This window comes from Anaerococcus obesiensis (genome assembly GCF_016599815.1).
Classification (GTDB): Bacteria; Bacillota; Clostridia; order Tissierellales; family Peptoniphilaceae; genus Anaerococcus; species Anaerococcus vaginalis.
This window is the reverse complement of sequence record NZ_CP067016.1, coordinates 1,544,141-1,570,526: the sequence shown is the minus strand read 5'-3', so window position 1 is coordinate 1,570,526 and position 26,386 is coordinate 1,544,141. Positions and strand designations below refer to the sequence as shown.

Genomic DNA, 26,386 nt, shown 5'->3' with positions numbered 1-26,386 from the left:
CTTTTTTATTTTAAATTTCTATAATATTTTCGATACTTTCAATATTTACTAAAATATATGAAAATTTGTCATCTTTTCCGCTAACAATAAGGCAATCTGTCTTATTAAATTCTACTACTTCTCCAATAATTTTACTTTCAGTTATAATTTTTGAACCGATTTTAAGATTTTCTTTTATAAATTTTTTATTCTTTTTCCTATTTATATCGTCCTTTAAGGAATAAAAATAAAACATCAAAGCTAAAATTATTAAAATAATATATTCTAATTTAAGATTCATATCCATACTTTTTATAAAATTCTTTTTTAAATTCCAAAAATCTATCTTCCATTATAGCTTTTCTTATATTTTCACATAATTTAAGTAAGAAATATAAATTATGATAAGTTAAAAGCCTTGCTCCCAAAATTTCATTTACATTTACAAGGTGTCTTAGGTAAGCTCGTGAATAATTTCTACAAGTATAACAATCACAATCATGATCAAGTGGCGTGAAATCTTCCTTGTATTTTGCATTTCTTACAACAAGTCTTCCCTCTGATGTTATAGCTGTTCCATTTCTTGCAATTCTTGTAGGCAAAACACAATCAGCCATATCAATTCCTGCTTCAAAAGATTCAAATAAATAATCAGGACTTCCTACACCCATATTATATCTTGGTTTATCTTCTGGTAAAAGTGGAGTTGTATATTTTAAAAGTCTTATCATTTCCTCTTTTGGCTCTCCAACAGATAAACCTCCCAATGAATATCCATCAAAATCCATTGCACAAGTTTCTTCAACTGATCTTTTTCTTAAATCTTCAAACATTCCACCTTGAATAATTCCAAATAAGGATTGATCTTTGTGGGAATTTTTTTTGTGATAATCAAGTCCTCTTTTTGCCCACCTAATTGTTCTTTCTATAGATTCTTCTACATATTTATAATCTGCAGGATAAGGAATACATTCATCAAAGCTCATCATTATATCTGAATGAATATCATTTTGAATTTCAATTGACTTTTCTGGTGTAAATAAATGTTTTGAACCGTCAATGTGGGATCTAAAAACTACACCTTTTTCAGAAATATCTCTTGTATCTGACAAAGAAAAAACTTGAAATCCACCACTATCTGTTAGAATTGGTCCATTCCAATTCATAAATTTATGAAGACCGCCAGCTTTTTTCATAATATCCATGCCTGGTCTTAAATACAAATGATAGGTGTTTCCCAAAATTATTTTTGCATCAATTTCTTTTAATTCTTCAACACTCATAGTTTTTACAGTAGCCTTTGTTCCAACTGGCATAAAAATCGGTGTTGGTATATCTCCATGGTCTGTGTGAATTATTCCACATCTTGCATTGGAATATTTATCTTTTTTTATTAATTCATATTTTATCGGCATTTTCTCTCCTATTTCAAAAACATTGCATCGCCAAAGCTAAAGAACCTATATTTTTTATCAACAGCATCCTTATAAGCATCTAAAATTATTTCTTTGCTAGCTAAAGCTGACACAAGCATTATTAGAGTAGATTTTGGCAAATGAAAATTTGTTATTTGACAATCTATAACATTAAATTCAAATCCAGGATAAATAAATATATCAGTCCAACCTGAATCTTCTTTTATTTGTCCATTTTTTTTGTAAACTGATTCAAGTGTTCTTGTAGTTGTAGTTCCTGTTGAAATAATTCTCTTATTATTTTTCTTTGTTTCATTTATTAAATCTGCAGTTTCTTTGCTTATTTGATAAAATTCAGAATGCATTTTATGATTTTTTACATCATCAACTTTTACAGGTCTAAATGTTCCAAGCCCTACATTTAAAGTTATATATGCTAATTTAACACCTTTTTCTTCAATTTTTTTAAGTAATTCTTTTGTAAAATGAAGACCGGCTGTTGGTGCAGCAACTGAACCAGGATTTTTGGAATAAACTGTTTGGTATCTTTCTTTATCTTTTAGTTTTTCTTTTATATAAGGTGGCAAAGGCATATTTCCAAGTCTATCTAAAATTTCTTGAAAAATTCCATCATAGAAAAATTCAACAATCCTATTTCCATCTTCTTTAATATCAATAACTTCAAGACTTAATTCATCAGAAAAAATACATTTTGTTCCGATTTTCATTTTTTTCCCTGGCTTTACAAGTACTTCCCACTTATCATCTTCAACATTTTCAAGCAAAAATACTTCTATTTTTTCTTCTTTTCCTTCTCTATGACCAAAAAGTCTTGCAGGAATAACTCTTGTATCATTCATTACAAGAAGGTCGCCTTCATTTAAATAATCAATAATATCATAAAAATGTTTATCTTCTCTTTTACCAGTTTTTCTATCAACAACCATTAATCTAGAAAAATCTCTCTTATCTGCTGGATGTTGAGCAATTAATTCTTCTGGTAAATTGTAATCAAAATCTTCTGTTCTCATTATTTATCCTCATATTTTAATCCGTAATGTTCATAAGCTTTTCTTGTCAAAATTCTTCCTCTTGGAGTTCTTGTTAAAAACCCAATTTGTAATAAATATGGCTCATAAACATCTTCTATTGTAATATTTTCAATTCCTGTTGATGCAGCAATAGTATCAATTCCAACAGGACCTCCTGAAAAATTTTCATACATAGTTAGAACTATTTTTTTATCCATATTATCAAGTCCCATAGGATCAACTTCTAATAATTCTAAGCCCTCACAAGATGTTTCATAATCTATAATTTCATCTTTTTTTACTATTGCATAATCTCTTACTCTTCTTAAAAGTCTATTTGCAATTCTTGGCGTTCCTCTACTTCTTCTAGCTATTTCAAAAGCTCCCTTATCCTCTATTGGAATTTCTAAAATATCAGCAGACCTTTTTACAATTTTTGTTAAATCTTTTGTATCATATAGGTTTAAGGATAATAAAACGCCAAACCTATCCCTTAATGGTGCAGAAAGCATTCCAGCTCTTGTTGTAGCACCAACCAAAGTAAATTTTTCCAAATCTATTCTAATAGACTGAGCATTTGGTCCTTTTCCTACAATAATATCAAGGGCAAAATCTTCCATAGCAGGATATAAAATTTCTTCAACTGATCTATTTATCCTATGAATTTCATCAATAAATAAGACATCTCCCTTGTCAAGATTTGTAAGAATACTTGCAAGGTCGGATGGTCTTTCTATAGCAGGTCCACTTGTAATTCTAATATTAACTCCCAATTCATTGGCAATTATATTTGAAAGAGTTGTCTTACCAAGTCCTGGAGGACCTTGCAATAAAACATGGTCAAGAGCTTCTTCTCTTTTTTTTGATGATTCAATAAAAATTTTCAATTTTTCTTTAGCCTTATCTTGACCTATATAATCTTTTAGCCACTTTGGCCTTATAGTCATTTCCTTATATTTATCATTTATTTGCTCATTAGAGCCAACTATTCTTTCGTTTTGATCATACATATAATCACCTTAAATCATTCGCTTCAAAGACTCTTTAATAATTTCTTCAAGACTAAGATCACTATCTTTTAGGCTAGCAAGAACTTTATCTATGCTATTTCTTTGATAGCCAAGATTAAGTAAAGCCTCTCTTGCAACTTCAATTTCTCCATTAGAAGTAATATCATCAATATCCGGGTTAGAAATTGAAATATCATCATTAATAGCCATTTTCTTAACCTTATCAACAAGCTCAAGAATAATTCTTGATGCAGTTTTTTTACCAATCCCCTTAGCCTTGGTTAAAGTATCAATATCATTATTTACTATAGCAAGTTTAATCTTATCTACATTTAAAGTTGACAAAATTGCTATAGCGTTTTTAGGTCCTATTGTAGATACACTTGTCAAAAGCTCAAAAACTTCTAATTCATCTTTTGATGAAAAACCAAATAAAGATATATCATCTTCTCTTACATTCATTTTTGTAAAAATTTTAAATTCATTATTTATTTCAAGAGTTTTTATAGTATTAAAAGAAGAATTAATAAAGTAACCTATATTGTTATTTTCAATTACAAAATTATCTTCTCCTATATATTTTATTTCTCCAATTATATAACTAATCATTAATTCATCCTAAATTGTTCTTTAAATCTTTGACTAAAAGCGTGAGTTAAAGATACTGCCAAAGCATCAGCAGCATCATCAGGTTTTGGAATTTCACTTAAATTTAGTAAAGTTGTAACTGTTTGTTGCATTTGTTTTTTATTCGCCCTACCAAATCCAGTAATAGCTTGTTTTATTTGTAAAGGAGTATATTCGTAAATCGGAAGATTATTTACTTGCGCACACAAAACTTGCACTCCCCTTGCATGTCCTACAGTAATAGCCGTTTTAACATTTTGATTAAAAAATAATTCCTCTATGGCAAATTCATCTGGCTTATACTGTTTAATTATATCATTTAAATTATCATATAAAATTTTGAGCCTTTCAGGAGTTTTAGTTTTTGAAGAAGTTGTAACGACACCATTTTCCAAAACCTTATACCTATTTCCATTAACTTCTAAAACTCCATAACCCATAATAGCAATTCCTGGATCAATCCCTAAAATAATCATACTAACCTTTCTTAAACTTACAATTAAAAAAGGGCTAATTGCCCTTTTGTTTTAATGATACCTATTAACAACTTCTATACAAAGTCCCTTCCAATAATAATTAGCATAGACATCAATAGCTATATTGTAAAGTAGGCTTACTAATTTATCATTAATTTCTTGAGCCTGCTTTAATGTAATATCTTCGGTATAAATCATATCAATATCAAAAGCTAATTGCTTATTAGTGTTCACATCAAGATTTAAAACTTTTAACTTTAAATACGTATCAGCATATATTTTTACACTTTTTCTAATACTTGAAACCAAATCTTTATTGTCATAAATCTTTTTTATATAATTATTTTTCTCTTGATTAACATAAGGATTATCTTCTGTAAAAATTTCATTTTCTTCAAATAAAAAAACATCCCCATAATAGTTAATAGCAAGATACTCTAAATCATCAATTAATTTTTTATCTTTAAAAGCTTCATATTCACTTTTTAAAGTCAATAAAAATTCAAACCTGTCCAAATCATTTCCTATTGTTTTATCTAAGCTAATAATGATTTGATCTATATCAGACAGATACCAAAAATTCTTTTTCAAATTTTTTAATATATATGGTTTTATGAAAAATTTATTTTTTTTATAATTTCTAAAATTTTTATTATCATATAATGACATCAATGTATTTAATGAAGATATATCTTCATTAATTAAATAATCATATTCAAGTTTTTCAATTATTGGTTTTTTTTCCGCACTTGATGTCATATTTCTTATCCCTCTTCTTAGTCTGTAAATAAATTTTAACATAAAATCAAATAAATTTATTTAAGTTTATTTACAGAAAAATAAAAATAGCTAAAACAAATGAATAATTTATGCAATATTTCCTAAATATTGTATAAATTAATTGTAAATTAGCTATTTAAAAAAATTCAATTTAATTTTATTCATTGAAAAATTTATTAAAATTGATGAAAATCTACATTCAAATCACTTAACAAAAAAGTATAGTTTACATCTTTTCTTTCAACATGAATTTTCGTTTTTTCTCTTAATTTTTTATTATTATATAATCTTTCTATAAGTTCATAGCTTGGATTTATAGCATGAGCATTTCCAACTTTTTCAAACATAGAAAAATCCCCATTAGTATCTCCATAAGCATGTGAATTTTCTAAGTCTATATCATATTTTTCTGTCAAAAAATCAATTGATTTTTTCTTATTTTTGCTATCCCACATTGGCAATATTTTGCCTGTAAATTTATCTTTATCATCAAAAATATATTTTGTTGCAATAGTATGGTCAGCTCCATAAATTTTTGCAAAATCTCTAACCAAAAAATCTGGAGAGCCTGAAATCACAAATATTTTATATCCCATTTTTTTGTGATATTCTAAGGCATTTTTTGTCACTCTATAAATTTTACTTTGATTATTTTCGATAACTTTTTTTGCGTATATATTAATAGTAAGCTTATCGATGCCTTTTAAATTTTGTTGATAAAGCAATGATGCTTTATCAAGGTAATCTTCATAAGGACCTTTTCTATCTTGATATTTTTGATATAAGGGTTTCACATTTTCTTCCCAATTTTCCTTATCTAAAATTCCATCTTTTGTCATCAAAAAATAATGTTCTATTAATAATGAATTTCTAAATAAGGTTCCATCTATATCAAAAAATGCTGCCTTATTTTTTTGCATTTTTTTTCACCTTTTTTTGCTGATTGCTATCATCTTTTACACCATTAACCAAATCGATTATAATTGCAGCAAATATTCCTATAAAGGCATTTGATAGTAAAATCACTCCTATCCATGCCAAATTAAGTCCTATTGCTGTTGTTAAATTTACAAAAGCTATAATTCCAATAGCCAATCCAACAATTCCTATTATAAAAGATGGGTAAAATTTTACAATTTTATCGTCATTATTTTTGCTTATAAAATATGTCAACCCTATTATCACTAATGATAAGATTGGCAAAACAATAAGCTTTGATATATTATTTGCTACTAAAGTTATTAAACCTGCCATATTTATTCCTTTTTTAAATCTATTCTATCAAATTTTATTTTTTTATCATATTCTAAAATTACAAATCCAGCCTTATTATCTCTTGGAAGAGTCGGAGAACCTGGATTTAGTAAATATAAGTTAAAATCTTTTAAATATTCAAAAAAATAAGTGTGAGTGTGACCAAAAATTACAATATTACAATCATAATATAGGGCTTTTTGAATAAGCTTTTCTTTAGAAAAGTAAACCCCTTCTTTGTGGCCATGAACTAACAAGATATTATTATCTCCTAGAGGTATTATTTGTTCAAATGGATTTTTATAATCTCCATAATCATTATTCCCCTTAACTGTTATATAATTTATACCAGTGATTTTTGAAATATTATAAGCATCACTGGTATAATCTCCAGCGTGTATCATAAAATCTACATGATTTTTTTATATAAAATTCACTATAGAATGATAATCTCCATGAGTATCACTTGTTACCAATATCCTCATTAAATTCTTCTTTCAACAAAAATTTTTTGAATTTTTCTAAAGCCAAGGACCTATGACTGTATAAATTTTTTTCTTCATCAGTCATTTGACCAAATGTTTTATCCAATTCTTTAATTTTAAAAATTTGATCATAGCCAAAGTCCTTATCGCCATATTCTTTTTTGCTTATTTCTCCATTTATTTGGCCATCAAAATAATAATCTTTTCCTTTATCATCTATAAAGCAAACTGTAGTTTTAAAGTAAGCATCTCTATTTTCACAATTTTTTAATTCATCTAATAGTTTATCCCTATTGTCTTTATATGTTGGATTATCTCCAGCATATCTATGAGAATAAACACCTGGTCTTAAATCTAGTGATTTTACAAATAAACCTGTATCATCAGCAAGTGTTGGTACTTTTAAAATATCATATAAAGTTTTTGCTTTTTTATAAGCATTTTCTTTTAATGTTTCTCCATCTTCCTCAACTTCAAAATTATCTACATTATAATCTTTAGTTGTATATATTTTTATATTCTCCCCTAAAATTTCTTTGATTTCTCTAACCTTATCTTTGTTAGATGTTGCTAATACTATCTTCATATTCACCTCTTAATAAATCTTATCAAATATTTTAAAGTCAAGTCAATTTTTTGTTTTATTAATGTATGATTATATTATTATCGCTGAATAATTTCTCCCATTTTTCAGCATACGAACCCAAACCTTGTTCAAACATAATAATATCTGTTGAATTTGATAGTTGAATTGAAAATTTAGGATTTGGATCTATTAGTCCATTTCTTACATTATAAAATAAAATTTCATCTGGAGTTTGTACAGCAACATATTGTCCATTAACTAGCTCAAAATAATCTTTGGCATGACTGTTAATATTTTTTATCATATCAACTGTTATGTCCTTTTTATTTTGCTCTAAAAGCTCTTCTGTTATTGCCATATCTATAGGAAATGATTTTTGTTCTAAATTTTCATCCTTTTTCATTTGATAAGAAGATTCCAACTGCCACAAACCAAAATTTCTTATAAAACCAAAATTTGTAAAATCGTAAGATATTTTATTATCATCAAGAGAGCCTACATTTTGACTAATTTGATCATAAACTACATTTTTAAATATGTCCTTACTCTTACTTTCTCCTGTAAACTCTTTAATTGTAAGAAAAGAATCATTTGATAACTGGTCAGTTTTTAACATAGCATATTTATTTATTGGAAGTTTATCAGAAACTAAGTTGTAGTCAAAAGAAATATAATCTTCATCTACATAATTGATTTTTAAATCAATATCACTGTTTTCAAACTTATACTTATCCTTATATTTTTTATCATTCATCTTGTTTTCTAATTTTATTGGATAAGCTAAAATATTATCGTATTTTTTATTTTTAGTATTTATTTCACATTTTAAACGCCAAAATTCTTCTTTTAAAGGGAAAAATATATGCTCAGCTTTTTCAATTCTCGCCATTTTATTTGGCTCAAGTCTAATACAATAAGTATAGTAATAATAATTTGGACTTGATGTATTATTATCAACTCTTTCCCTTACGCCTATTAATACACTTGTATCTTCTTCTACTTTTTCTCCAGTTTTTGTAGTAGTTCTTTCTTTTGACGCTCTCTTTGCATATTTTTTTATAACATTTCTTTTTACAGATTTATCTATTTTCTTTAAAATAACTGCACAATCTTCTTGAATATAAAAGATAGTATCTTTGTCCAAAACAACAAAATCTCTAGAATACAATTGTCCTTGATTTGCTGATAAGATTTTTACGTATGATTTTGATGATAAATCTAAATCTAAGGACCTACTTTCTAAATAGGATTTTAAATTTACATATTTTGTAGAAAATTTTGGTGGATAAGCATAATCATCATTTAAAGCTACTAAATTTTTATCAATATATAATTTGTCATTTATTTTTACATTTGATAAATCAGTTGTGCCTGATGCCTTTTTTATTTCGCTTACTTGCCATGTTCCTTTTAAAATTGGATCTTCTACTTTTGGAGCTTCAATTAATTCTGTCACATCTTCAGGTCTTCCAAAACTACATGCAGTTAAAACAAAAAGAAATATTAATAGTATTAATTTTTTAAATTTTTTCATACTTTAGCCCTCGGTAAAACTACAATGACAGAAGTCCCAACTGTATATTTACTTTTTATTACAAGTTTTCCATCATGAGCTTTTACTATTTCCTCACAAATAGATAAGCCCAATCCAGTTTGGCTTTTTGATGAAGAACCTTTGAAAAATTTACTAGAAACAAAAGAAATTTCATCTTCCTTTATTCCTTCCCCATCATCTTTAACTTCAATATTTACATTTTCGTCTTCTTTGCTTATAAAAATATCAATATGTCCATCTTTTGGAGTAAATTTCATGGCATTGTCAATGATATTTATAAAGACTTCTTTCATTCTATTTTTATCACAATTAACAATAATTTCTTCATAAGCAGTTTTAAAATCAAAATTTATTTTTTCGTTTAAACTTCTAGGATAAAGTTGTTGATAAACTTCTTTTGCAATCTCAACAATATTAAGATCTTCTTTTTCATATTGAAAAGATGTGGAAGATAATCTTGAAAAATTAAGAAGATCTTCTACCATAAGTGATAATCTTTCTCCCTCATTTTCAATTATAGTTAATCCTTGATTTAGCATATCTTCATTTTTTTGAATTTCTTTTGCTTGTAAAGTTATTGCCCAACCTTTAATAGAAGTAAGTGGAGTTCTAAGCTCATGTGAAACAGAAGATATAAATTCATTTTTCATATCTTCTCTTTTAACTATATTTTCACTCATATAATTAAGAGTTTGCCCTAGTTCGGAAATTTCATTTTTTCCATCTTCACTGGCTTTTACTTTAAAATCTCCCTGAGCTAATTTTTCTCCAACCTTTGTCAAATTTTTAATTGGGACAATCCATCTTTTTGATGCATAAAAAGAAACCACCAGCGCAAAAAGAAAAATTGTAAAGCCAAAAAATAAAAATATAATCATTTGATTATTTACATTTTCTTTTACTTTTGCAGTAGAAGAAATTAGCCTTATAATGCCAATTTGTTTTTGGTTATCGCTTAATGGATATGAAAGAGCTATAACTTCTTCTCCAGTTTTTTGATTTATTATTTTTTGGTAAGAATATTCCCCTTTATTTGCATTGATGACATCAGTTGATTTTATTTTAGTTCCAATTTTTGAAGAGCCAAGTGAATCAAATAAAACATTGGAAGAATTATCTAAGATTTGAACTTGGCTAACATTATTTCTATAAAAAGAATTTTTATCTCCAATTACAATCTCCGAAAGATCATATCTTGACAAATAATTTGAATATAAAACCTGATTGTATTTTGCTTGATTAAGCATAGCTCCAACAAGTGCAGATTCATAATAATTAGTAATTGACCTATATGAAAAAATTTCAAATCCTACAACAACTAAAGTTACAAAAATCATTATTATTTTCATAATACTAAAAATTATGCTATTAAAATTTATTTTAAATAATGATTTTTTCTTTTTTTCTATCTCCATCTATAACCTGTTCCCCAAACTGTTTCTATATACTCGGGTCTTGCTGGATTTTCTTCAATTTTTGCTCTAATTCTTCTTATATTTACATCTACGATTTTTGTATCTGTGCTATAATTATCGCCCCAAGTATCTTTCATTATTTCCATTCTACTCATTGCCTTACCTTTATTTAAAATAAAGTTTTTTAATATTGTAAACTCAGTTGGTGTAACATCAATTTCTATATTATTTTTATAAAAATTTCTAGAATACAAATCTAATTTGAATACACCATCTTCGAGAACATTTTCATTTTTTTCTTCTTTTTCTACATCAATAAATTTAACTCTTCTCATCAAAGATTTAACTCTTAAAATTAGCTCTTGAGGATTGAACGGTTTTATAATGTAATCATCACACCCTCTTTCAAGACCTAAAATTTTATCAATATCTTGACTTTTTGCTGACACCATAATTATTCCAACTTTTGGATATTTTTTTCTTATGCTATCGCAAACTTCATAGCCACTAATTCCTGGTAGCATTATATCTAAAATACAAACCAAAGGTTCTTCTTCATCTGCTAATCTCAATGCTTCTTCTCCACTACCAGCTTCAATAATATTAAATCCAGCATACTCAAGATTTATTTTCATAAATTGTCTGATATGTTCTTCGTCATCGCAAATCAAAATTTTATCACTCATTTTTTAACCTTTCCATTGCAATTCTTCCTGCACCAATAACACCAGCTTCATTTAAAAATTTAGCTGATTTGATTTCAATTTTATCAGATAAATGGCAATATTTTTTGAAATTTTCCAAAACTTCATTCCACCAAAAATCTTTAGAATTTATTACTCCACCACCAACAATTATTAATTGAGGATCAAAAATATTTCTCAAGCTTGTTAAAAACCAAGCCAAATCGCTTGTAAATCTTTCAATGACTTTTTTTGCATTTTCATCATCATCATTAGCAAGTTTAAATATTTCTTGCCCATTTAATTCATTTCTTGTTAATTCTTCATAATGTCTTACAATAGCAGTTCCAGAACAATAACTTTCTGCACAACCACTTTGTCCACATGTACAATATTCTCCATCAGGATGTAAAATTATATGTCCAAGCTCTGCTCCTTGAAAATTACTTCCAGATAATAATCCCATTTTTTCATTATAAACAGCCCCGCCAAGTCCTGTTCCAATTGTAATCATAACTATATCATTATAACCTTTACCAGCCCCTAGCCATTTTTCACAAACCAAAGCTATATTTGCATCATTTTCTACAAATACAGGAAGTCCTGATATTTTTTCAAGTTCTTTTTTTAAATTAAGACCTGTCCAACCATCTATGTTTCCTGCAAAAGTAACTATTCCATTTTCTGAATCTATAAAACCAGGTGTTCCAACGCCAATGGCTTCAATTTCGTCAGTTTTTAAAAACTCTATAATTTTTGAAATATTTTCTAAAACTTTATCTTTTCCTTCTCTAGCACAAGTTTCAAGTCTATAAGTTTTTAAAATTTCTCCGTTTTCATCAATTACAGCACCTTGGATTTTTGTTCCACCTATATCAAGTCCTATTGTTTTAGTCATTATCTTCTCCTATAAATTCTCTTAGTATTGAGTGATCGTCAATTATTTTTGTATTTTCAATTTCTACAAAATATGACAAAATATTTTCAAGCCTATCAACCATATAATAATATTTAGAATTTTTTGAAACTTGTTTGAAACATTCTATGGCGTATTTTTTTAATGCATTATATTCATATATAAGTGATGAATCAACATAAAAATCTGCCCTGTTTTGATAAGGAAAAATATATTTTTGCTCTCCTAATTTTACCTTATCCCAAGATTTTAAAGTTTCTAAAGTATCATATCCTCTGTACTTGTTATCTCTAACTATTCTTCTTATAAGTCTTGTTTCAGTTGATGAAATTCTATTTGTTGAGTCTATATTTATACCTGTTAAAACTGAAACGTAAATTTTGTATTTATTTTTTTCTGGTATATAGTCAGTTAGTTTTGGATTTAGAGCATGAATTCCTTCTATTATCAAAATCGTATTATCTTTCATTTTTATTTTTTTATTTGATAAGGTTCTAATTCCTTTTATAAAATTAAATGAAGGTAAAATAACTTCTTTGCCCTCTAAAAGATCTAATAAATCTTCATTTAAACTATGTAGATCTATGGCATCAATACTTTCAAAATCCTTATTTCCATTTTCATCTAAGGGCGTTTTATTTCTATCTACAAAATAATCATCAGTTGAAATTACATAAGCATCTTTTCCCAATACCGCAAGTTGAATTGCTAATTTTTTTGCTGTAGTTGTCTTTCCTGATGAGGAAGGACCTGCAAGCATAACTATATTCATATTATTTGCAATAATATCTTTGGCACATTTATTTAACTGATTATTATAATATGTTTCATTAACATTAACCAAGCTTTCAATTTTATCATTTATTACTAATTCATTTAAGTCGCTTGCAAAATTAATCCCCAATAGATTTGTCCATCTTTTTGATCTTTCATATATTTTTGGTATATTAATTTGCTCTTTAAAATCTAATAATTTTGAATTTTCAGATTTTTTATAATTTATTAAAATTCCTGGATGATAATAAATTATATCAAAATCTTCTATCCAAGATGATTTTGGGCATAAATAATTAGTAAAAAAATAAAATTTATCTTTTACGTCGTATATATTTATTTCATTTAAATCTAAGCTATTTAATAAATTGTACTTATCTAAGTCATCATTTTCTTTAAAGATTTTAAGAGCTTCAGATTTTTTGTAAGTTTTTTTAACAATTGGAAAATCTTCTTTTATTAGATTTTCCATCTCTTTTTTTATTTTTTCTATATCTTTATGTAAGATTTTAAAATTTTCAACTGATAAGTATAAGCAATTATTAACAGAATATTCTATATTAACTTTTTTGTTTTTATAAATTTTTTCTATTGCAAGCATACAAATCAAAGCTATGGTAGATTCATAGGATAAATTTGCTATGTGAGTATATTTTTTTATTAAATCTATTTTGTCATCTTGAGAAATTTCATAATTAAGATCTACAATTTTACCTTTCACATTTGCTAAAACATAATCTTTAAAATTATTTGGGTATTTTTCTTTTATAATTTCATATAAAAATTTTTTATTTGTTTTTAAAAACTCATCATTTAATAAGATTTCCATAGAAGACTTCCTCTTTTAGGTCATTAATTTTTCCTACTTGTCTTGAAATAAATATTTTTTTATCTAGATATGATAAATCTTCAATAAAATCAAATTCTAATTTGTAGGCTAATAGAGCTTGATTTTTAAGATTTATTTTTTTATAATCTATATTTGATTTACTATATTTTCTATCGCCGATTATTGGTGTAGAATTTTTGCTTAATGAATATCTAATTTGATGGGTTTTTCCAGTAATAAGCTTACACTCTAGTAAAGTAAAATTATTTTTTGTTTCTAGAGGATGAAATTTTGTAATAATCCTTTTTCCATCTTCTTTTTCTTTTACCATGTTTTTATTTTCATTTTTTGAAATTCTAGTATCAATTTCAAAATCTTTATGAATTTCTCCTTCAACTATAGTAAGGTAATATTTATTTATCTTTCCTTGACGAATTGCTTTGTTAAGACTTCTAAGTGCTTTTGCATTTTTTGCTCCAATAATAAGCCCTGCAGTATTTCTATCAAGTCTATTTACTATACTTGGTTTAAAGGTTAAATCTCTACTGTTTACCTTGTTTGTTTTATATAAATATGAAGTCATCTGATCTACTATATTATTTCCATAATCATTTTTATTGGCAGCATGAGATAAAACTCCAGATTTTTTGTCGATTATAATAATATTTTCATCTTCATATATTATATCAAGGTCAAAATCACTAGCTTTAAATTCTTTTTTTCTAACCCATTTTTTGTAATCTTCATCTTTAATATACATTGTAATAATATCGCCATTTTTGACGAAATCATCTTTTTTTGCTCTTTTATCATTTATTTTAAAATTTTTCTTTCTAATATTTTTTTGAATAAGTGATAAGGGAGCATTTTGTAAATATTTTCTTAAAAATCTGTCAAATCTTTGATTTGCATCATTTTCATTAATTTTAACTTCTATCATATTAATATGATTTATTAACATAGGAATCAATCATAGATATTTTTGCTTCATCCAAAAAACATTCTCTCTCTTTTAATTTTTGAAGAAGATTTTTATTTTTTGAATGCAGTATCAACTTATCAAAATCTTTTAGATATATCTCAAATATTTCACCTGTTAATCTTTTTGATTTTAATTTTATGAAATAAGCTTCTATATCCTTATAATCTATCAATTCAAGCAATTTTTCTGTTGCTAAATCTTTTAAATAATAATAATTTTCCCTATTGTTTATTTCTTGTTGATATTTTTTCTTTTTTCTAGAAATAAAAGTAAGAGCCATTTGATTAGATCTTTTTGCCATTATATTGTAATACTGATAATTATATACAGCTTCTAAAACAGAAGAAATATTTGAAAATGGTTTTAAATCAAGCTTTACCAAATACCTATAATTTAATTCTAAAAATTCATCTTTACCAATTTTTTGATTAGTTAATAAATCAATGCTTTCCTTTCTCCATTTATTGAAAGATTCTAATTTTTTTACTTCATCTAACATAATATCAAAAAACCGTCTCTTAGAGACGGCTTAAATTTAATCTAATAATTTTGTTTCGTGAATTTCTGCATCAAGAGATTCAGGTATATCACTTGACTTACAATCTAGGCCAAGATAAATATCTACATTACATTCATTTGAAAGTTTAGTTAAGTCATCTGAAAGTTTCTCAATATTTTCACTATTAATATCAATTATATCGTAGATACCATCAATATAAATTTTTCCAATATCATAATCTCTTGCTAATATTCCAGCTATAAATCCTCTAAAAGATTCTACAGAATCTATAAAAAAGTTTGAGGCATCAATTAGTCTTACAGAATGGTCAAGTGAATAAATTTGTTCATTATCACTATCAACAAATACTATATTTGTGTTTCCTTTACCTTTTTCATCATTAGCTTGGTCTATTAACCATTTTGTTTTTCCACTTCCTGATGGTCCTAATACTAAATAAATCATTTCATCTCTCCCTTTAATTTTTTATATTCTTTTTGGCAAGTCATATCGCCTTGAAAAATATTATTTTCGTTCATATAATCTATAATTTCATCTCTAATCATCCACCATGAACAGTTCCAATTACAAAAAACAGAATCTTCTTTAGGTGCTCTTCCTACAAGTCTTTGTATTGCTACATCCTTATTAATATATCTCAAAAACAAAATAACATTTTTTTGATAATCTTCTTTTGAGGGCATTTTAAATTCATTGTTTTGATACATTTTTTCAAGTTTTGTATTTTTTATTACAAACAAGGAATGAATTTTAACCTCTTTTACTCTAAGTACATTAATAATCCTAGCAGTTTCAATTATATCTTCATCATCATCCCAAGGAAGTGATAAGATAACATGAGTACAAATCCTAAATCCATATTCATTTATCATATTGCAAGCTTTTATAAAGTCAGCCAAATCTTCACATCTATTAAGAATATTTAGAGTTTTATAATTTGCAGTTTGTAAACCCAATTCTATGATTATATCAATCCCTGTTTTTTTTGAAAAATCACTTAAAAAATCTAATTTTTTATATGTGATACAATCACTTCTAGTTGATATTGATATAGCTACAATATATTCTTTGTTGCAAGCTTCAATAATATTTTTAAATTTTTCGAACTCTACATAAGTATTTGAAAAGTTTTGAAAATAGGCTATGAACTTTTTTGCTTTATATCTACTACCTATATAATTTTTATTTATCTCTAATTGCCTATCAACTGTCAAAAATGAAGGTAAATTTTCAAAACTTCCCCCACTTTCCGAGCAAAAAATACATCCTTTTGTACTTTTTTCTCCATCTCTGTTTGGACAGGATAAAGATAATTTTACAGGTAGTTTATATACCTTTTGTCCATATTCTAATTTGTAATATTCTGATATAGGAAAATATGGTAAATCCCTATTCATTTAAATCACTATCTTCTAAATCACTTTCGTATTCACTTACAATCTCATCAATTGTATCGTAATCCCAATAATGTGAAAATAAATGATATATTTCATCAAGTTTTTCTTCATCTTCTAAAGAATTTAATTTGATTTCTCCGCTTTCTTCATCCTCTAATTCATACAAGAGAATAATAAGTTCGCTGTTTTCAGAATCAACTAAGGCTATATAATCAACGCCATCTACAGAAAATATATCAATTAAATAACATTGTCTTGGATTCTCTTCCAATTGCAATTCAATTATTGCTTTTCCTTCATTTTTTTCAAACTCAATTTCATGATTATGAATTTCTAATTTTTTTGACATCTTCACTCCAAATTTTTATTTAGTTTAAACAAAACTTCCTTAATTAAAGAAAAAGTTTTTAAAATATCTTTAAAATCACAAGCAGAATTTATCATATCCACTTGTTTATATTTTACCCCAATTGATATCATATTAACATTAAATTTATAAAAAATCAGGTTGCAGTCTAAAGAATATTGTGTTTTTATTATCTCTAAATTGCTCTTATATAAATAATCATAGGTATCTTTAAATATAAGAGCCAGATCATTTTCTTTATTTTGCCATGAAGGAATTGATAACCTATTTGTAAATTCTCCCCCATTAATATCACTAGCAAGCTTAGTTTGTTCTAACATTCTGCTTAAACTTTCTTCTGATAAAGACCTAAAAATCATAACAGCATTTAATTTATAACTTGAAGTTCTTACTTTTGTTAAAACCGAAGAAGAGATTGTGGTTTTTGTATTACTATCTACAGAAAATGTTCCATTTAATGATAATTCAACGAAAGAAGCTATGTGATTGTATGATTCTTGAGTCATTGGATAAAATTTTAATTTATCTATCTTCTTTATTTCAAATTTTAAATTTGGTTCAATTTTTAAATTTGCAGTTAAATATTCGCTTTCAAATAAATAAAATACATCTAATAAATCATTTTCGAATTCATTTTTACAAACTAAGTCTACAAAACAATAGGATGGTGTTTTGTCGTGCTTGCCACCGCCTTCAATATTAATTACATCTAAATCAACTTTTGATTTTATTTTTCTAATAAAAGTCATCAACATTTTTATTGTATTTTTGAAAACATTATTGAAATCATTAGAAAAATTATCGCCAGCTATATTTTTAAGACTTATTCTATAAATTAAATTATTTTCTAAGAAACTTTCTTCTTCAATTTCTTTCCTATTTATAGGAATTCCAACTGTACTAATCGTATGTGAAGCAAAACTTTCTGCTATGCAATCAGATTCATTTAAATTTAAATTAATAATATTTTTTGATCTTATAACGGATCTTAAAACAGAAAAATCTTTATTATAATCATTTATATAATTATTTGTTAATAAAATATCAAAATTATTTATACCTTCTTCCAAAAGCATTGTTATCGATAAAATCCCGCTTATTTCAGTTGGATTTAAATTTGTTTCAAATGAAAAATCTTCATCTTCCTTAATTTTAATAAAAGAAGATTGGTTTATTTTATCACTAATATTTAGGTGTAAAACAGCTTTAGAATTTTCATTTTTTATATAATAACAATCGTTTATTAAAAGTATAACTAATTTTCTTTCCTTAGCTTTTGACAAAACGAATTTTATAAGTGATTTTTTATCATCAATTACTTTAATATATTCACTTAAATCTTTTGCAATTGCCCTTAGCTTATTGGAATAATTCGACTTTTCCATAAAATTTCCTTCTTAGTAATATTTTTTAACTTCTACCTTCTCTTTGATTTTTCTTGTTTTTTCTAGATATTTTTCTTGTCTTTTTATCATCAAAAGTGTATCGTGAATTCTATCTTTTATTTCATCAAATTCTGGTAAATACTCATCATGTGTATGGTCTAATTTTATTATATGATAACCAAATTGTGTCTTTACTGGTTTTGAAATTTCTCCCTCTCCTAGTTTATCAAGGGCTTCTTCAAATTCTTTAACCATAGTTCCTTTTGGAAATTCTCCCAAATCTCCATTTTTTGAGCCATTATCTTTTGAATATTTATTAGCAGCATCTTCAAAACTTAAACCATCATTTATTTCATTTAAAATATTTTTGGCACTTTCTTCATCGTCTACTAAAATATGACTTGCTCTGTAAGATTTTGGTTTTTTTACCACTTCTTTATTGTTATCATAATAATTTTTAATTTCTTCGTCGCTTACTTCTATGCTTTCAAATAATTTGTGCATTGCATAATTTTTGAGCATATTTTCCTTTGTTATTTCTAACTCTTTGGTAAATTCTTCATCTTCGTCTAGTTTATTTTCTAATGCATCTATATACATCAATTCTTGATTAACTAATTCGTCTGTAATTTGATGAATTCCTTGTGGATTCAAAAATTGTTGTCCGCCTTGCATTTGTGTAATAAAGCTTACAACTTCTTTTTGACTAATTTTTTTACCATTTACTTCTGCTAATATATCCTTATTTTTTTCTGTCATTTTACCTCTCCAATAATTGTATTTTTTTAGGATAAATCTTAATATATTTATCTTTATAAAGTCTACCTATAGCTCTTTTATAGGCAGATTTTGAAAATCCAAATATTTTATAAATCTTATCAGGAGATGACTTATCTCCCAAATTTAAGAAACCATTATTTTCTTCCAAATAATCTAATATTTTTTGACAATCATCATCTATTTCAAGATAAGATCTTTTTCTATTAGATAATTCAATTTTACCATCTTCTCTTACTTCTTTTACTCTTAATTTTAAAAGTTCTCCCTCAATATGAACTCCATTTAATTCTTTAATTCTAATTAACGAGTCAAATTGATTATTAATCGCAATGAAAGCTCCTATATGTTTATTTATAGAATAAATTCTTCCTTCAACAATATCATTTTCTTTAAAATTATGGTCAAACGATAACATATCCCTAATTTTGCTTGTAAGAATAGGCATATTTTGATCATCTATGATAAGTCCAACTGGATAAGTCATATCCTTAATAATCCTATAAGTTTTCTCACTAGCTGGCATTAATAATTTTATTTTATCTTGATATAAAAAATATGCTCCATTTTTTTTGACATCTATACACTTTAAACTATATATTTTTCCACTTTCAATATCAAGATTTATGCTTGCTCTTAAAGTATTATTCTTATCAAAATAAATATATGTCTTTATTTCATCGCCTTGTTTGTATTTTTTTACTTCATTTTTGTCAATTATAGCATCGCCATACTTTGTTTGTATGTATGCCTTATTTTTATTAAATCTTTTTATTTTTAAATTTTTAATTTAAATCACTCCCATTTATTCAAAAACTTGATATGTAAATCCTTCGCCTAATACTTCTGATATAGCATGAGTAAAAACAAATGCATTTTTGTCAATTTTTAATATATCATCTCTAATAGGTATGTATTTTCTAAAAGGAACTACAGTTAGTATTATATTTCTTTCTTTATGAGAAAAACCTCCCTCTGCTTTGTAAAGGCTTACTCCTCTTCTATATTTACCCAAAATCATTTTATTAATTTCATCACTATAATCACTAATAACAGTAATGGCAATTTTTCTTCCTAATCCTTGTATGAAATAATTAAAACCAAATGATTGAATAATAACAGATAAAACCGCATACAAAGCAGTTTCTACACCAAATTCTTTGACTGCCATCAAAACTACAAGAGAGTCAATCATAAATAAAGATTTTGCTACTGTAATATTAAAATATTTGTTTATGATTGCAGCAATTATATCTGTTCCTCCAGAAGATGCATCATTAAAAAAAATACAACTTAAAGAATAAGATACAATACCTGCACCAAAGAATACGTTTATTATCAAATCATCAGTTAAAATTGTTTGTGGAAAATATCTTTCAAAAAACATTATAGCCAAGGAAATTATTGATGCAGACAAGACCGTCTTTTTTCCAAAATCTTTTCCCATAAGTAAAAAAGCCATAATAAATAAAATTATATTTAAAATTAAATACCATTGTCCAACCGTGAAAAAATTAAAAAGTTTTGCCATAATTAAAGAAATTCCAGTGACACCACCTGGTGCAATATTATGTTTTACTAAAAAAAAATACAATCCGAACGCTAATAATATTGAATTAAATCCAATATTAATAAATTTTATTAAATTTTTTGCCATACTTTCTTTCCTTTTGTAAATATTTATATAAATTTTATCATATTTTTTAATTTTCTACAATAAATCAAAATTTGATTTTAATTTACAAAAAAATAAAAGGCTAAAAAAATTTACTTTCTTAGCCTCTTTATAAAATTTATTTTGCCCATGTAGGAATGATTTCTGAAAAATTATCATACATATTTAAAATCGCTTCAATTTCTTGCTCATTTAAATATGGTTCTTTTTTATCTCTAATATCAACCAAAGATTCTAGAATATAATAAACTTGGTAGAAACTTAATAGCCTATAAAATTTTCTTGAAATCACTTCATCGTTATGATAAGAATCAAGAACTCCTTTGGCAAATTCAGGATATTTTATAGCAATTTTATTTATATTTACAAAATCACTAACTCCATCTCCAATTTTAATTTCTTTTAAGCCTCTAATATCAATTTCCCCATCATCAAATATCCTAATATTTTTTTCACTAATATTTTGATACAAAGAATTAAATGCAGTATTTTTGCATATATATTTATTTGAGGTCAAATAATCAATCAAAATATAATCGTTATTATCATTAATCTTATTTAACCCATGCCTATAAAGTAAGAAATTGACTTTTGTATCTACATTTTTATACCAATCAAATCCATCATACTCATCAATTTTTTTGATATGAATATTTTTTAGAATTTTACCAAATTTTATACCAATATTATATATTTCATCTTTTTTAAGCTTATCTAAATAATCTCCCAAGGAAATTTCATCCCTGTACTCAAATATTTTGTAAGATTTGTTAATATCTGGCATTATTCCTATTTCAAATAAATCCAAAGTATCTAATAAATCTATACTTTTTAGATAATTATTAATAATTTCTTCTTTTTTTAATTTATCAAAATCATCCATTGAATACAAACCCAAAACATAAGATTTTTCATTTGAAATCACTCTAATTTTATTAGATGAAATATCCTCGATTGAAGATATATTTTTAATTTTATCTGTAAAAAATTTGGTTCTTTTAATAATATCTAGAGATTTATCATTCATTTTTTTATCCATTAATTATGTTTTTCTATTGACTCCTCAACATCTTTAACATCTTCTAAATCTAAAATAGTTAAGGCAAATTTTTCTTCTTCTTTAAAATTAGAATTTAAAATAATATCTTTAACTTTTGGAAGTTTTGAAGCTGAGCCTGAAAATTCGTCTAATCCAAGTCCTAACAATAGTTTTGTTGCCTTTGTATCTGAGGCAAATTGTCCACACATTCCAGTCCATTTTCCAGCTTTGTGACTTTCATCAATAACATGTTTAATAGATCTAATTACTGCTGGATTAAAATTGTTATAAATATCTGAAATATTTTCATTTCCTCTGTCACAAGCTAAGGTGTATTGGGTAAGGTCATTTGTTCCTATTGAAAAGAAATCAGAATATTTTATTAATTTATCTGCCATAATAATTGAAGCTGATGTTTCAACCATAATTCCAAGATCTATGTCTTTATTATAAGCAATTCCCTCTTTATCAAGGTCTTTTTTCAATTCTTCAAGTATTAGTCTAGTTTGTTTTATTTCATCAGTTGAAATTACAAAAGGAAGCATTATTTTTAAATTTCCATAAGCTGATGCTCTTAGTAAAGCTCTTAATTGGTCTTTAAAAATATCTTGGTGGTCTAGGCAAAATCTAATTGCTCTGTAACCTAAGAATGGATTTTCTTCTTTTGGAAAATCATAATAATCAAGCCCCTTATCTCCACCTATATCTAAAGTTCTTACAACCAAAGGTTTTTCTCCAAGCATTTGTGTAGCTTCTTTGTAAACTTCATATTGTTCTTCTTCTGTTGGGAAATGATCATTTTCCATATATAAAAATTCTGTTCTAAATAAACCAACCCCATCGCAACCATGTTCAATTGCTACTTTTAAATCTTCAATATTTCCAATATTTGCAGAAACTTCACAAACTTTACCATCCAAAGTTTTAGCTTCTAGATTTTTAACTTTTTCAAGTCTTTGTTTTTCTTCTTTTTCTTTTTCAATTAAATTTTTATAATCTTCTATTTCTTTTTCGCTAGGATCTACAATTAAAATTCCTTGATTTCCATCAATTATTGCTAGCTCTTCGCCTTTAATATTACTTGAAACATCTTGCATACCTACAAGCGCTGGAATATCTAAATTTTGTGCAATTATTGAAACGTGAGAAGTTTTTCCTCCAAGGTCTGTTGCAAATCCTAAAACTTTTTCCTTATCCATATTTGATGTATCAGAAGGTGTAAGTTCCTTAGAAATAATAATGCATTCTTCATCTAATTTTGACAAATCTTTAGGTACAACATTTTTAATTTTGCAAAGAACTTGAAATCCTATATCTTTGTAGTCATCAGCTCTTTCTTTTAAATATTCATCTTCTAGAGCTGACATAACCATTACCATTTGCTCAACTGTTTCATTTGTAGCAAGCTCAGAATTTTTATTTTCATTTTGAATTTTTTCTTTGATTGTATCTACAAAATAAGGATCTTGTAATAATTCCTTATGTGCTCTAACAATATTTAAAACTTCTTCATTTTGTTCATTTTTTTCTTTGTAATCTAAGTCGTTGAAATAGGAACTGATAGCATCTTCTACTTTTTTATCGTGTAAATCTTTATCTTGATCACTAATATTTGACTTATCAATAACTAATTCTTCTTTACTAAATAGAAAAAGCTTTGCAATAGCAACTCCATTTGAAGCTATAATACCTTTTAGTTTATTAGACATATCTTAAATTTCCTTTCTATTATAAAAATATAGGGGTACTTGATGTACCCCTTAATTAATTATTCTGATAAGTTATCTATAAAATCAGTTAATTTATCTGCAAATGCTTCTTCGTCTTCGCCTTCAACTATGATACCAATTTCTGTACCTTTTGAAATTCCAAGACTCATAACATTGAAAATGCTTTTTGCGTTAGCTTCTTTTCCATCTTTAACTAATTTTACATCACCTGGGTAATTTTTTACAAATTGAACCAAAGATGCTGCTGGTCTTGCGTGAAGACCTGTTTCGTTAGTTACAACAATTTTTCTTTCTGCCATAATTGCCTCCTAAATTATTATATTATTATTTTAACATTTAAATAAGTTACATTCAACTAATGCTTTTTGTACTATCTCTTTCTATTAATTGAGCATCCAAAACCCAATCATTTTCTAGTATATCTTCTTCGCCTCTTATTCTTTTAATCAAAGCCCTTATTCCTATTGCTCCTATATCATAATTTGGTATAGAAACAGTAGTTAATTTTGGTCTGTATACTCTAGAAATTTCAAAATTTCCAAATCCTGCTACTGAATAATCTTCTGGAATTTTTATATTGTTATCATAGCAATATGAAATAAATCCAACTGCAGTTTGATCGTTATAAAAGCTTATAGCACTTACATTTTCACTTTTAGCTTGAGATATAACTTCTTCCCCAATATTATACCCATCATCACTATTTTTTCCATCAGCTTCTATAATAATAGATTTTAAATTATTTTCATTAACAAATTTTTCATATCCTTTGATTTTTATATCAGTTAAATAATTATGTTCTTTTAAAGTAACGTAAGCAATATTTTCATGCCCTTGTTCATATAAGTATTTTGTTAATTCATATTCTTCTTTTTCATAATCTATTTTTACAGTGTTTATTTTTTTGAAATCGTGGAATTTATCTAATAATAAAAATGGTATTTTATTATCTCTCAATTTAACTAGAATTTCTGCAGAAATATCTTCACTTATTACTACAATTCCTTCAACTTGTTTTGTTGACAAAAAGTCTATCGCATTTTCTAGAGAATTATCATCTCCATAAGTACTTGAAAGAATTATATCGTATTTATACAAGTGACCAATTTCTTCAACGCCTCTAATTAGTTGAGCCATATATTCAATTCCAATATCTTCAACTATTACACCAATTAGATTAGATTTTTTCATAACCAAACTTCTTGCTAGTTCGTTAGGTTTAAAATCCAATTTGTTAATTGCATCTAGTACTTTTTTTCTTGCTTCAGGACTAACAGGTTTTGAATCATTCATTACTCTCGATACAGTGGAAATTGATACACCTGCAAGTTTTGCTACATCTTTAATTGTAGGTTGTGCCATATATGCTCCTTTCATTATTAAACAATAATAAAGGCCATCAAATGATGGCCTATCTTCCTGATATTACGCTTCTAACTATATCAAACACATCCATAATTAATGACGCATAATCATTTATTGAAGCAATTCCTTCTCCAAATGTATCAGTTGTATCTATTACGCTTTCTCCAAAATAGTTCACTGTATCTTTTATATCTACAGTTATATCACTTACATTAGAAATAGCCAGATTTGCATTGGATATAGCCATTTTTAGGTTAGGATCAGAAACTAATCCATTTACATTTTCTACTAAAATATTTGCTTGATCAACCAAGTTTGGTAGTTTATTTATTACATTATCTAAATTATCTTCATTTTTGTCAACAATTTTTTGAATAGATTGAACCAAACCTGATGCTTTTTTCAAAAACATAGCAAGAAATACAATAGCGATTATGCCTACTAATACTAAGATAATATCTCCTATTAATCTTAAATTTATGGTAACCATTATCTACTCCTTACTTATTTTTTTTATCTTCTGCTCTTCTTACTTCTCCAGCTTTCTTTTTAGTATCTTCTGCTACTTCTTTAACTTCTTCTTTGCCCTCTTTGACGTCTTTTTTAGCTTCTTTTGCGCCTTCTTTTGCAGCATCTTTAACGTCTTTAGCATCTTCTTTTAATTTTTCAGCTTCTTCTTTAACATCTTTTGCATTATCTTTTAGATTTGCTTTTGTTTTTTCATAAGTATCTTTAACTACTTTTTTTCCTTCTTCAAAGCCTTCTTCAATTGGTTGTAGTTCTGTATATGCTCTATCTTTAAAATCAACGTATGATTCTTTAGCACTTTCTACAAAATCATTTGTTGTATCTTTAACTTGATTAATTGTGTTATCAACAGAATTAACTATATCTTTTCTTAAATTTTTACCAGATTTTGGTGCAAGTAATAAACCAGCAGCAACTCCTGCAACAGCTCCAACCAAAGCTCCTTGAGCTCTCATTCTGCTATCATGATTTTTCATTTTCCAAATTTCATATTTAATTTCTCTTTGTTTTCTTTGTGCTTTACTTTCAATATAATCAGCTATACTCATATTAACTCTCCTTATTTATTATTTTTTAAATTTTTGTTCTTATAAATTTATACCCACTATTGGATAAAAACAACAAAATATAAAAAAAATCCAAGGCGGCCCTATTATTTAATACCTTCGCGTAAGTGAAGGTGGGTTTGCTGTTTGAAATATCTGACTTCCACTCAAAGGAGGCTTGCCATCAAAGTCAAAACTCCGCAATCCCTTATAAATGTTGTAGGTTTAAATTTGGACCTTGCCCCTTGGAATACCTTTATT

31 protein-coding genes, 1 other RNA gene and 1 pseudogene are annotated in these 26,386 nt (G+C 26.3%); all 33 read right to left on the bottom strand.

What is annotated here, in order from left to right:
- Positions 1-10: 10 nt before the first annotated feature.
- Positions 11-280 carry a preprotein translocase subunit YajC gene (locus I6H46_RS07945; protein ID WP_234287348.1) on the bottom strand — a complete coding sequence of 90 codons (270 nt, stop codon included), beginning with the start codon at positions 278-280 and terminating at the stop codon, positions 11-13.
- Positions 270-1,394: a tRNA guanosine(34) transglycosylase Tgt gene (tgt, locus tag I6H46_RS07940; protein WP_019117705.1), complete on the bottom strand. Its 1,125-nt coding sequence runs from the start codon at positions 1,392-1,394 to the stop codon at positions 270-272. The genes I6H46_RS07945 and tgt overlap by 11 nt, the downstream gene beginning before the upstream one ends.
- An 8-nt stretch (positions 1,395-1,402) precedes the next feature.
- On the bottom strand, positions 1,403-2,425 hold the full coding sequence (gene queA / locus I6H46_RS07935; RefSeq protein WP_019117706.1) for a tRNA preQ1(34) S-adenosylmethionine ribosyltransferase-isomerase QueA: 1,023 nt from the start codon (positions 2,423-2,425) through the stop codon (positions 1,403-1,405).
- The gene (gene ruvB, locus I6H46_RS07930; protein ID WP_019117707.1) at positions 2,425-3,435 is read right to left on the bottom strand and encodes a Holliday junction branch migration DNA helicase RuvB; all 1,011 of its coding nucleotides are present in this window, start codon (positions 3,433-3,435) and stop codon (positions 2,425-2,427) included. The genes queA and ruvB overlap by 1 nt, the downstream gene beginning before the upstream one ends.
- A gap of 9 nt (positions 3,436-3,444) precedes the next feature.
- Positions 3,445-4,044, bottom strand: a complete 600-nt coding sequence (ruvA, locus tag I6H46_RS07925) for a Holliday junction branch migration protein RuvA (RefSeq protein ID WP_019117708.1) — start codon at positions 4,042-4,044, stop codon at positions 3,445-3,447.
- On the bottom strand, positions 4,044-4,538 hold the full coding sequence (gene ruvC / locus I6H46_RS07920) for a crossover junction endodeoxyribonuclease RuvC (protein ID WP_019117709.1): 495 nt from the start codon (positions 4,536-4,538) through the stop codon (positions 4,044-4,046). Before ruvC ends, ruvA begins: the two co-directional genes overlap by 1 nt.
- A gap of 51 nt (positions 4,539-4,589) precedes the next feature.
- Positions 4,590-5,339 carry a hypothetical protein gene (locus I6H46_RS07915; protein ID WP_234287347.1) on the bottom strand — a complete coding sequence of 250 codons (750 nt, stop codon included), beginning with the start codon at positions 5,337-5,339 and terminating at the stop codon, positions 4,590-4,592.
- Between the two features lie 155 nt (positions 5,340-5,494).
- On the bottom strand, positions 5,495-6,238 hold the full coding sequence (locus tag I6H46_RS07910; RefSeq protein WP_019117710.1) for an HAD family hydrolase: 744 nt from the start codon (positions 6,236-6,238) through the stop codon (positions 5,495-5,497).
- The gene (locus I6H46_RS07905; protein ID WP_019117711.1) at positions 6,225-6,572 is read right to left on the bottom strand and encodes a hypothetical protein; all 348 of its coding nucleotides are present in this window, start codon (positions 6,570-6,572) and stop codon (positions 6,225-6,227) included. The genes I6H46_RS07910 and I6H46_RS07905 overlap by 14 nt, the downstream gene beginning before the upstream one ends.
- Positions 6,573-6,574: 2 nt before the next feature.
- Positions 6,575-6,976 (bottom strand): metallophosphoesterase family protein, encoded by a 402-nt coding sequence (locus I6H46_RS07900; protein WP_234287346.1) that lies wholly within the window; start codon positions 6,974-6,976, stop codon positions 6,575-6,577.
- Between the two features lie 58 nt (positions 6,977-7,034).
- Positions 7,035-7,643, bottom strand: a complete 609-nt coding sequence (gene rdgB / locus I6H46_RS07895; RefSeq protein WP_019117713.1) for an RdgB/HAM1 family non-canonical purine NTP pyrophosphatase — start codon at positions 7,641-7,643, stop codon at positions 7,035-7,037.
- A 58-nt stretch (positions 7,644-7,701) separates the two neighbouring features.
- Positions 7,702-9,177, bottom strand: a complete 1,476-nt coding sequence (locus I6H46_RS07890; RefSeq protein ID WP_019117714.1) for a hypothetical protein — start codon at positions 9,175-9,177, stop codon at positions 7,702-7,704.
- Complete coding sequence (locus tag I6H46_RS07885; RefSeq protein ID WP_200225778.1) at positions 9,174-10,613, bottom strand: sensor histidine kinase; 1,440 nt, start codon at positions 10,611-10,613, stop codon at positions 9,174-9,176. Before I6H46_RS07885 ends, I6H46_RS07890 begins: the two co-directional genes overlap by 4 nt.
- A complete protein-coding gene (locus I6H46_RS07880; RefSeq protein ID WP_019117715.1) occupies positions 10,604-11,299 on the bottom strand; it encodes a response regulator in 696 nt (231 codons plus the stop codon). The genes I6H46_RS07885 and I6H46_RS07880 overlap by 10 nt, the downstream gene beginning before the upstream one ends.
- Positions 11,292-12,194, bottom strand: a complete 903-nt coding sequence (locus I6H46_RS07875; protein ID WP_019117716.1) for an ROK family protein — start codon at positions 12,192-12,194, stop codon at positions 11,292-11,294. The genes I6H46_RS07880 and I6H46_RS07875 overlap by 8 nt, the downstream gene beginning before the upstream one ends.
- Entirely contained in the window at positions 12,187-13,815 is a 1,629-nt protein-coding gene (locus I6H46_RS07870) for a nucleoside kinase (RefSeq protein WP_200225776.1), read from the bottom strand. Before I6H46_RS07870 ends, I6H46_RS07875 begins: the two co-directional genes overlap by 8 nt.
- Complete coding sequence (locus I6H46_RS07865; RefSeq protein WP_019117718.1) at positions 13,796-14,776, bottom strand: RluA family pseudouridine synthase; 981 nt, start codon at positions 14,774-14,776, stop codon at positions 13,796-13,798. Before I6H46_RS07865 ends, I6H46_RS07870 begins: the two co-directional genes overlap by 20 nt.
- The gene (locus tag I6H46_RS07860; protein WP_019117719.1) at positions 14,757-15,296 is read right to left on the bottom strand and encodes a DUF6648 family protein; all 540 of its coding nucleotides are present in this window, start codon (positions 15,294-15,296) and stop codon (positions 14,757-14,759) included. Before I6H46_RS07860 ends, I6H46_RS07865 begins: the two co-directional genes overlap by 20 nt.
- A 36-nt stretch (positions 15,297-15,332) precedes the next feature.
- A complete protein-coding gene (locus I6H46_RS07855; protein WP_019117720.1) occupies positions 15,333-15,761 on the bottom strand; it encodes a hypothetical protein in 429 nt (142 codons plus the stop codon).
- On the bottom strand, positions 15,758-16,714 hold the full coding sequence (locus I6H46_RS07850) for a TIGR01212 family radical SAM protein (protein ID WP_019117721.1): 957 nt from the start codon (positions 16,712-16,714) through the stop codon (positions 15,758-15,760). Before I6H46_RS07850 ends, I6H46_RS07855 begins: the two co-directional genes overlap by 4 nt.
- Positions 16,707-17,063, bottom strand: a complete 357-nt coding sequence (locus I6H46_RS07845) for a DUF1292 domain-containing protein (RefSeq protein ID WP_019117722.1) — start codon at positions 17,061-17,063, stop codon at positions 16,707-16,709. The genes I6H46_RS07850 and I6H46_RS07845 overlap by 8 nt, the downstream gene beginning before the upstream one ends.
- Positions 17,064-17,065: 2 nt before the next feature.
- Positions 17,066-18,466, bottom strand: a complete 1,401-nt coding sequence (locus I6H46_RS07840; RefSeq protein ID WP_019117723.1) for a zinc-binding metallopeptidase family protein — start codon at positions 18,464-18,466, stop codon at positions 17,066-17,068.
- A 12-nt stretch (positions 18,467-18,478) separates the two neighbouring features.
- The gene (locus tag I6H46_RS07835; protein ID WP_019117724.1) at positions 18,479-19,225 is read right to left on the bottom strand and encodes a peptidylprolyl isomerase; all 747 of its coding nucleotides are present in this window, start codon (positions 19,223-19,225) and stop codon (positions 18,479-18,481) included.
- 1 nt (position 19,226) lies between these two features.
- On the bottom strand, positions 19,227-19,769 hold the full coding sequence (locus I6H46_RS07830) for a S1 RNA-binding domain-containing protein (protein WP_019117725.1): 543 nt from the start codon (positions 19,767-19,769) through the stop codon (positions 19,227-19,229).
- Between the two features lie 159 nt (positions 19,770-19,928).
- A pseudogene (locus I6H46_RS10135) lies at positions 19,929-19,988 on the bottom strand (hypothetical protein); the annotation flags it as partial.
- A gap of 60 nt (positions 19,989-20,048) precedes the next feature.
- The gene (locus I6H46_RS07825; RefSeq protein ID WP_019117726.1) at positions 20,049-20,900 is read right to left on the bottom strand and encodes a YitT family protein; all 852 of its coding nucleotides are present in this window, start codon (positions 20,898-20,900) and stop codon (positions 20,049-20,051) included.
- A 136-nt stretch (positions 20,901-21,036) separates the two neighbouring features.
- On the bottom strand, positions 21,037-21,957 hold the full coding sequence (locus tag I6H46_RS07820; RefSeq protein ID WP_004838742.1) for a hypothetical protein: 921 nt from the start codon (positions 21,955-21,957) through the stop codon (positions 21,037-21,039).
- Complete coding sequence (ptsP, locus tag I6H46_RS07815; RefSeq protein ID WP_200225774.1) at positions 21,957-23,666, bottom strand: phosphoenolpyruvate--protein phosphotransferase; 1,710 nt, start codon at positions 23,664-23,666, stop codon at positions 21,957-21,959. The genes I6H46_RS07820 and ptsP overlap by 1 nt, the downstream gene beginning before the upstream one ends.
- A 59-nt stretch (positions 23,667-23,725) precedes the next feature.
- Positions 23,726-23,986, bottom strand: a complete 261-nt coding sequence (locus tag I6H46_RS07810) for an HPr family phosphocarrier protein (RefSeq protein WP_004838740.1) — start codon at positions 23,984-23,986, stop codon at positions 23,726-23,728.
- A gap of 52 nt (positions 23,987-24,038) precedes the next feature.
- Positions 24,039-25,049 (bottom strand): LacI family DNA-binding transcriptional regulator, encoded by a 1,011-nt coding sequence (locus I6H46_RS07805; protein WP_019117730.1) that lies wholly within the window; start codon positions 25,047-25,049, stop codon positions 24,039-24,041.
- A gap of 49 nt (positions 25,050-25,098) precedes the next feature.
- Positions 25,099-25,542 carry a hypothetical protein gene (locus tag I6H46_RS07800; RefSeq protein WP_004838738.1) on the bottom strand — a complete coding sequence of 148 codons (444 nt, stop codon included), beginning with the start codon at positions 25,540-25,542 and terminating at the stop codon, positions 25,099-25,101.
- A 10-nt stretch (positions 25,543-25,552) separates the two neighbouring features.
- Positions 25,553-26,128: a YtxH domain-containing protein gene (locus I6H46_RS07795; RefSeq protein WP_004838737.1), complete on the bottom strand. Its 576-nt coding sequence runs from the start codon at positions 26,126-26,128 to the stop codon at positions 25,553-25,555.
- Positions 26,129-26,211: 83 nt separating this feature from the next.
- Positions 26,212-26,380, bottom strand: a non-coding RNA gene (gene ssrS / locus I6H46_RS07790) — 6S RNA.
- Between the last annotated feature and the right edge of the window lie 6 nt (positions 26,381-26,386).

Excerpts from the sequence above, each read along its gene's own strand:
- I6H46_RS07845 (WP_019117722.1), bottom strand. The coding sequence starts at position 17,063 with ATGTCAAAAAAATTAGAAATTCATAATCATGAAATTGAGTTTGAAAAA.
- I6H46_RS07805 (WP_019117730.1), bottom strand. The coding sequence starts at position 25,049 with ATGGCACAACCTACAATTAAAGATGTAGCAAAACTTGCAGGTGTATCA.
- I6H46_RS07865 (WP_019117718.1), bottom strand. The coding sequence starts at position 14,776 with ATGTTAATAAATCATATTAATATGATAGAAGTTAAAATTAATGAAAAT.
- I6H46_RS07875 (WP_019117716.1), bottom strand. The coding sequence starts at position 12,194 with ATGACTAAAACAATAGGACTTGATATAGGTGGAACAAAAATCCAAGGT.
- I6H46_RS07910 (WP_019117710.1), bottom strand. The coding sequence starts at position 6,238 with ATGCAAAAAAATAAGGCAGCATTTTTTGATATAGATGGAACCTTATTT.
- I6H46_RS07885 (WP_200225778.1), bottom strand. The coding sequence starts at position 10,613 with ATGGAGATAGAAAAAAAGAAAAAATCATTATTTAAAATAAATTTTAAT.
- tgt (WP_019117705.1), bottom strand. The coding sequence starts at position 1,394 with ATGCCGATAAAATATGAATTAATAAAAAAAGATAAATATTCCAATGCA.
- I6H46_RS07890 (WP_019117714.1), bottom strand. The coding sequence starts at position 9,177 with ATGAAAAAATTTAAAAAATTAATACTATTAATATTTCTTTTTGTTTTA.
- I6H46_RS07855 (WP_019117720.1), bottom strand. The coding sequence starts at position 15,761 with ATGATTTATTTAGTATTAGGACCATCAGGAAGTGGAAAAACAAAATGG.
- I6H46_RS07840 (WP_019117723.1), bottom strand. The coding sequence starts at position 18,466 with ATGGAAAAGTCGAATTATTCCAATAAGCTAAGGGCAATTGCAAAAGAT.
- I6H46_RS07860 (WP_019117719.1), bottom strand. The coding sequence starts at position 15,296 with ATGTTAGATGAAGTAAAAAAATTAGAATCTTTCAATAAATGGAGAAAG.
- I6H46_RS07905 (WP_019117711.1), bottom strand. The coding sequence starts at position 6,572 with ATGGCAGGTTTAATAACTTTAGTAGCAAATAATATATCAAAGCTTATT.
- I6H46_RS07915 (WP_234287347.1), bottom strand. The coding sequence starts at position 5,339 with ATGTTAAAATTTATTTACAGACTAAGAAGAGGGATAAGAAATATGACA.
- I6H46_RS07835 (WP_019117724.1), bottom strand. The coding sequence starts at position 19,225 with ATGACAGAAAAAAATAAGGATATATTAGCAGAAGTAAATGGTAAAAAA.
- I6H46_RS07825 (WP_019117726.1), bottom strand. The coding sequence starts at position 20,900 with ATGGCAAAAAATTTAATAAAATTTATTAATATTGGATTTAATTCAATA.
- queA (WP_019117706.1), bottom strand. The coding sequence starts at position 2,425 with ATGAGAACAGAAGATTTTGATTACAATTTACCAGAAGAATTAATTGCT.
- I6H46_RS07795 (WP_004838737.1), bottom strand. The coding sequence starts at position 26,128 with ATGAGTATAGCTGATTATATTGAAAGTAAAGCACAAAGAAAACAAAGA.
- ptsP (WP_200225774.1), bottom strand. The coding sequence starts at position 23,666 with ATGTCTAATAAACTAAAAGGTATTATAGCTTCAAATGGAGTTGCTATT.
- I6H46_RS07800 (WP_004838738.1), bottom strand. The coding sequence starts at position 25,542 with ATGGTTACCATAAATTTAAGATTAATAGGAGATATTATCTTAGTATTA.
- I6H46_RS07810 (WP_004838740.1), bottom strand. The coding sequence starts at position 23,986 with ATGGCAGAAAGAAAAATTGTTGTAACTAACGAAACAGGTCTTCACGCA.
- I6H46_RS07830 (WP_019117725.1), bottom strand. The coding sequence starts at position 19,769 with ATGCCAGCTAGTGAGAAAACTTATAGGATTATTAAGGATATGACTTAT.
- rdgB (WP_019117713.1), bottom strand. The coding sequence starts at position 7,643 with ATGAAGATAGTATTAGCAACATCTAACAAAGATAAGGTTAGAGAAATC.
- I6H46_RS07900 (WP_234287346.1), bottom strand. The coding sequence starts at position 6,976 with ATGATACACGCTGGAGATTATACCAGTGATGCTTATAATATTTCAAAA.
- ruvA (WP_019117708.1), bottom strand. The coding sequence starts at position 4,044 with ATGATTAGTTATATAATTGGAGAAATAAAATATATAGGAGAAGATAAT.
- I6H46_RS07850 (WP_019117721.1), bottom strand. The coding sequence starts at position 16,714 with ATGAATAGGGATTTACCATATTTTCCTATATCAGAATATTACAAATTA.
- I6H46_RS07880 (WP_019117715.1), bottom strand. The coding sequence starts at position 11,299 with ATGAGTGATAAAATTTTGATTTGCGATGACGAAGAACATATCAGACAA.
- I6H46_RS07820 (WP_004838742.1), bottom strand. The coding sequence starts at position 21,957 with ATGGATAAAAAAATGAATGATAAATCTCTAGATATTATTAAAAGAACC.
- I6H46_RS07945 (WP_234287348.1), bottom strand. The coding sequence starts at position 280 with ATGAATCTTAAATTAGAATATATTATTTTAATAATTTTAGCTTTGATG.
- ruvB (WP_019117707.1), bottom strand. The coding sequence starts at position 3,435 with ATGTATGATCAAAACGAAAGAATAGTTGGCTCTAATGAGCAAATAAAT.
- I6H46_RS07870 (WP_200225776.1), bottom strand. The coding sequence starts at position 13,815 with ATGGAAATCTTATTAAATGATGAGTTTTTAAAAACAAATAAAAAATTT.
- ruvC (WP_019117709.1), bottom strand. The coding sequence starts at position 4,538 with ATGATTATTTTAGGGATTGATCCAGGAATTGCTATTATGGGTTATGGA.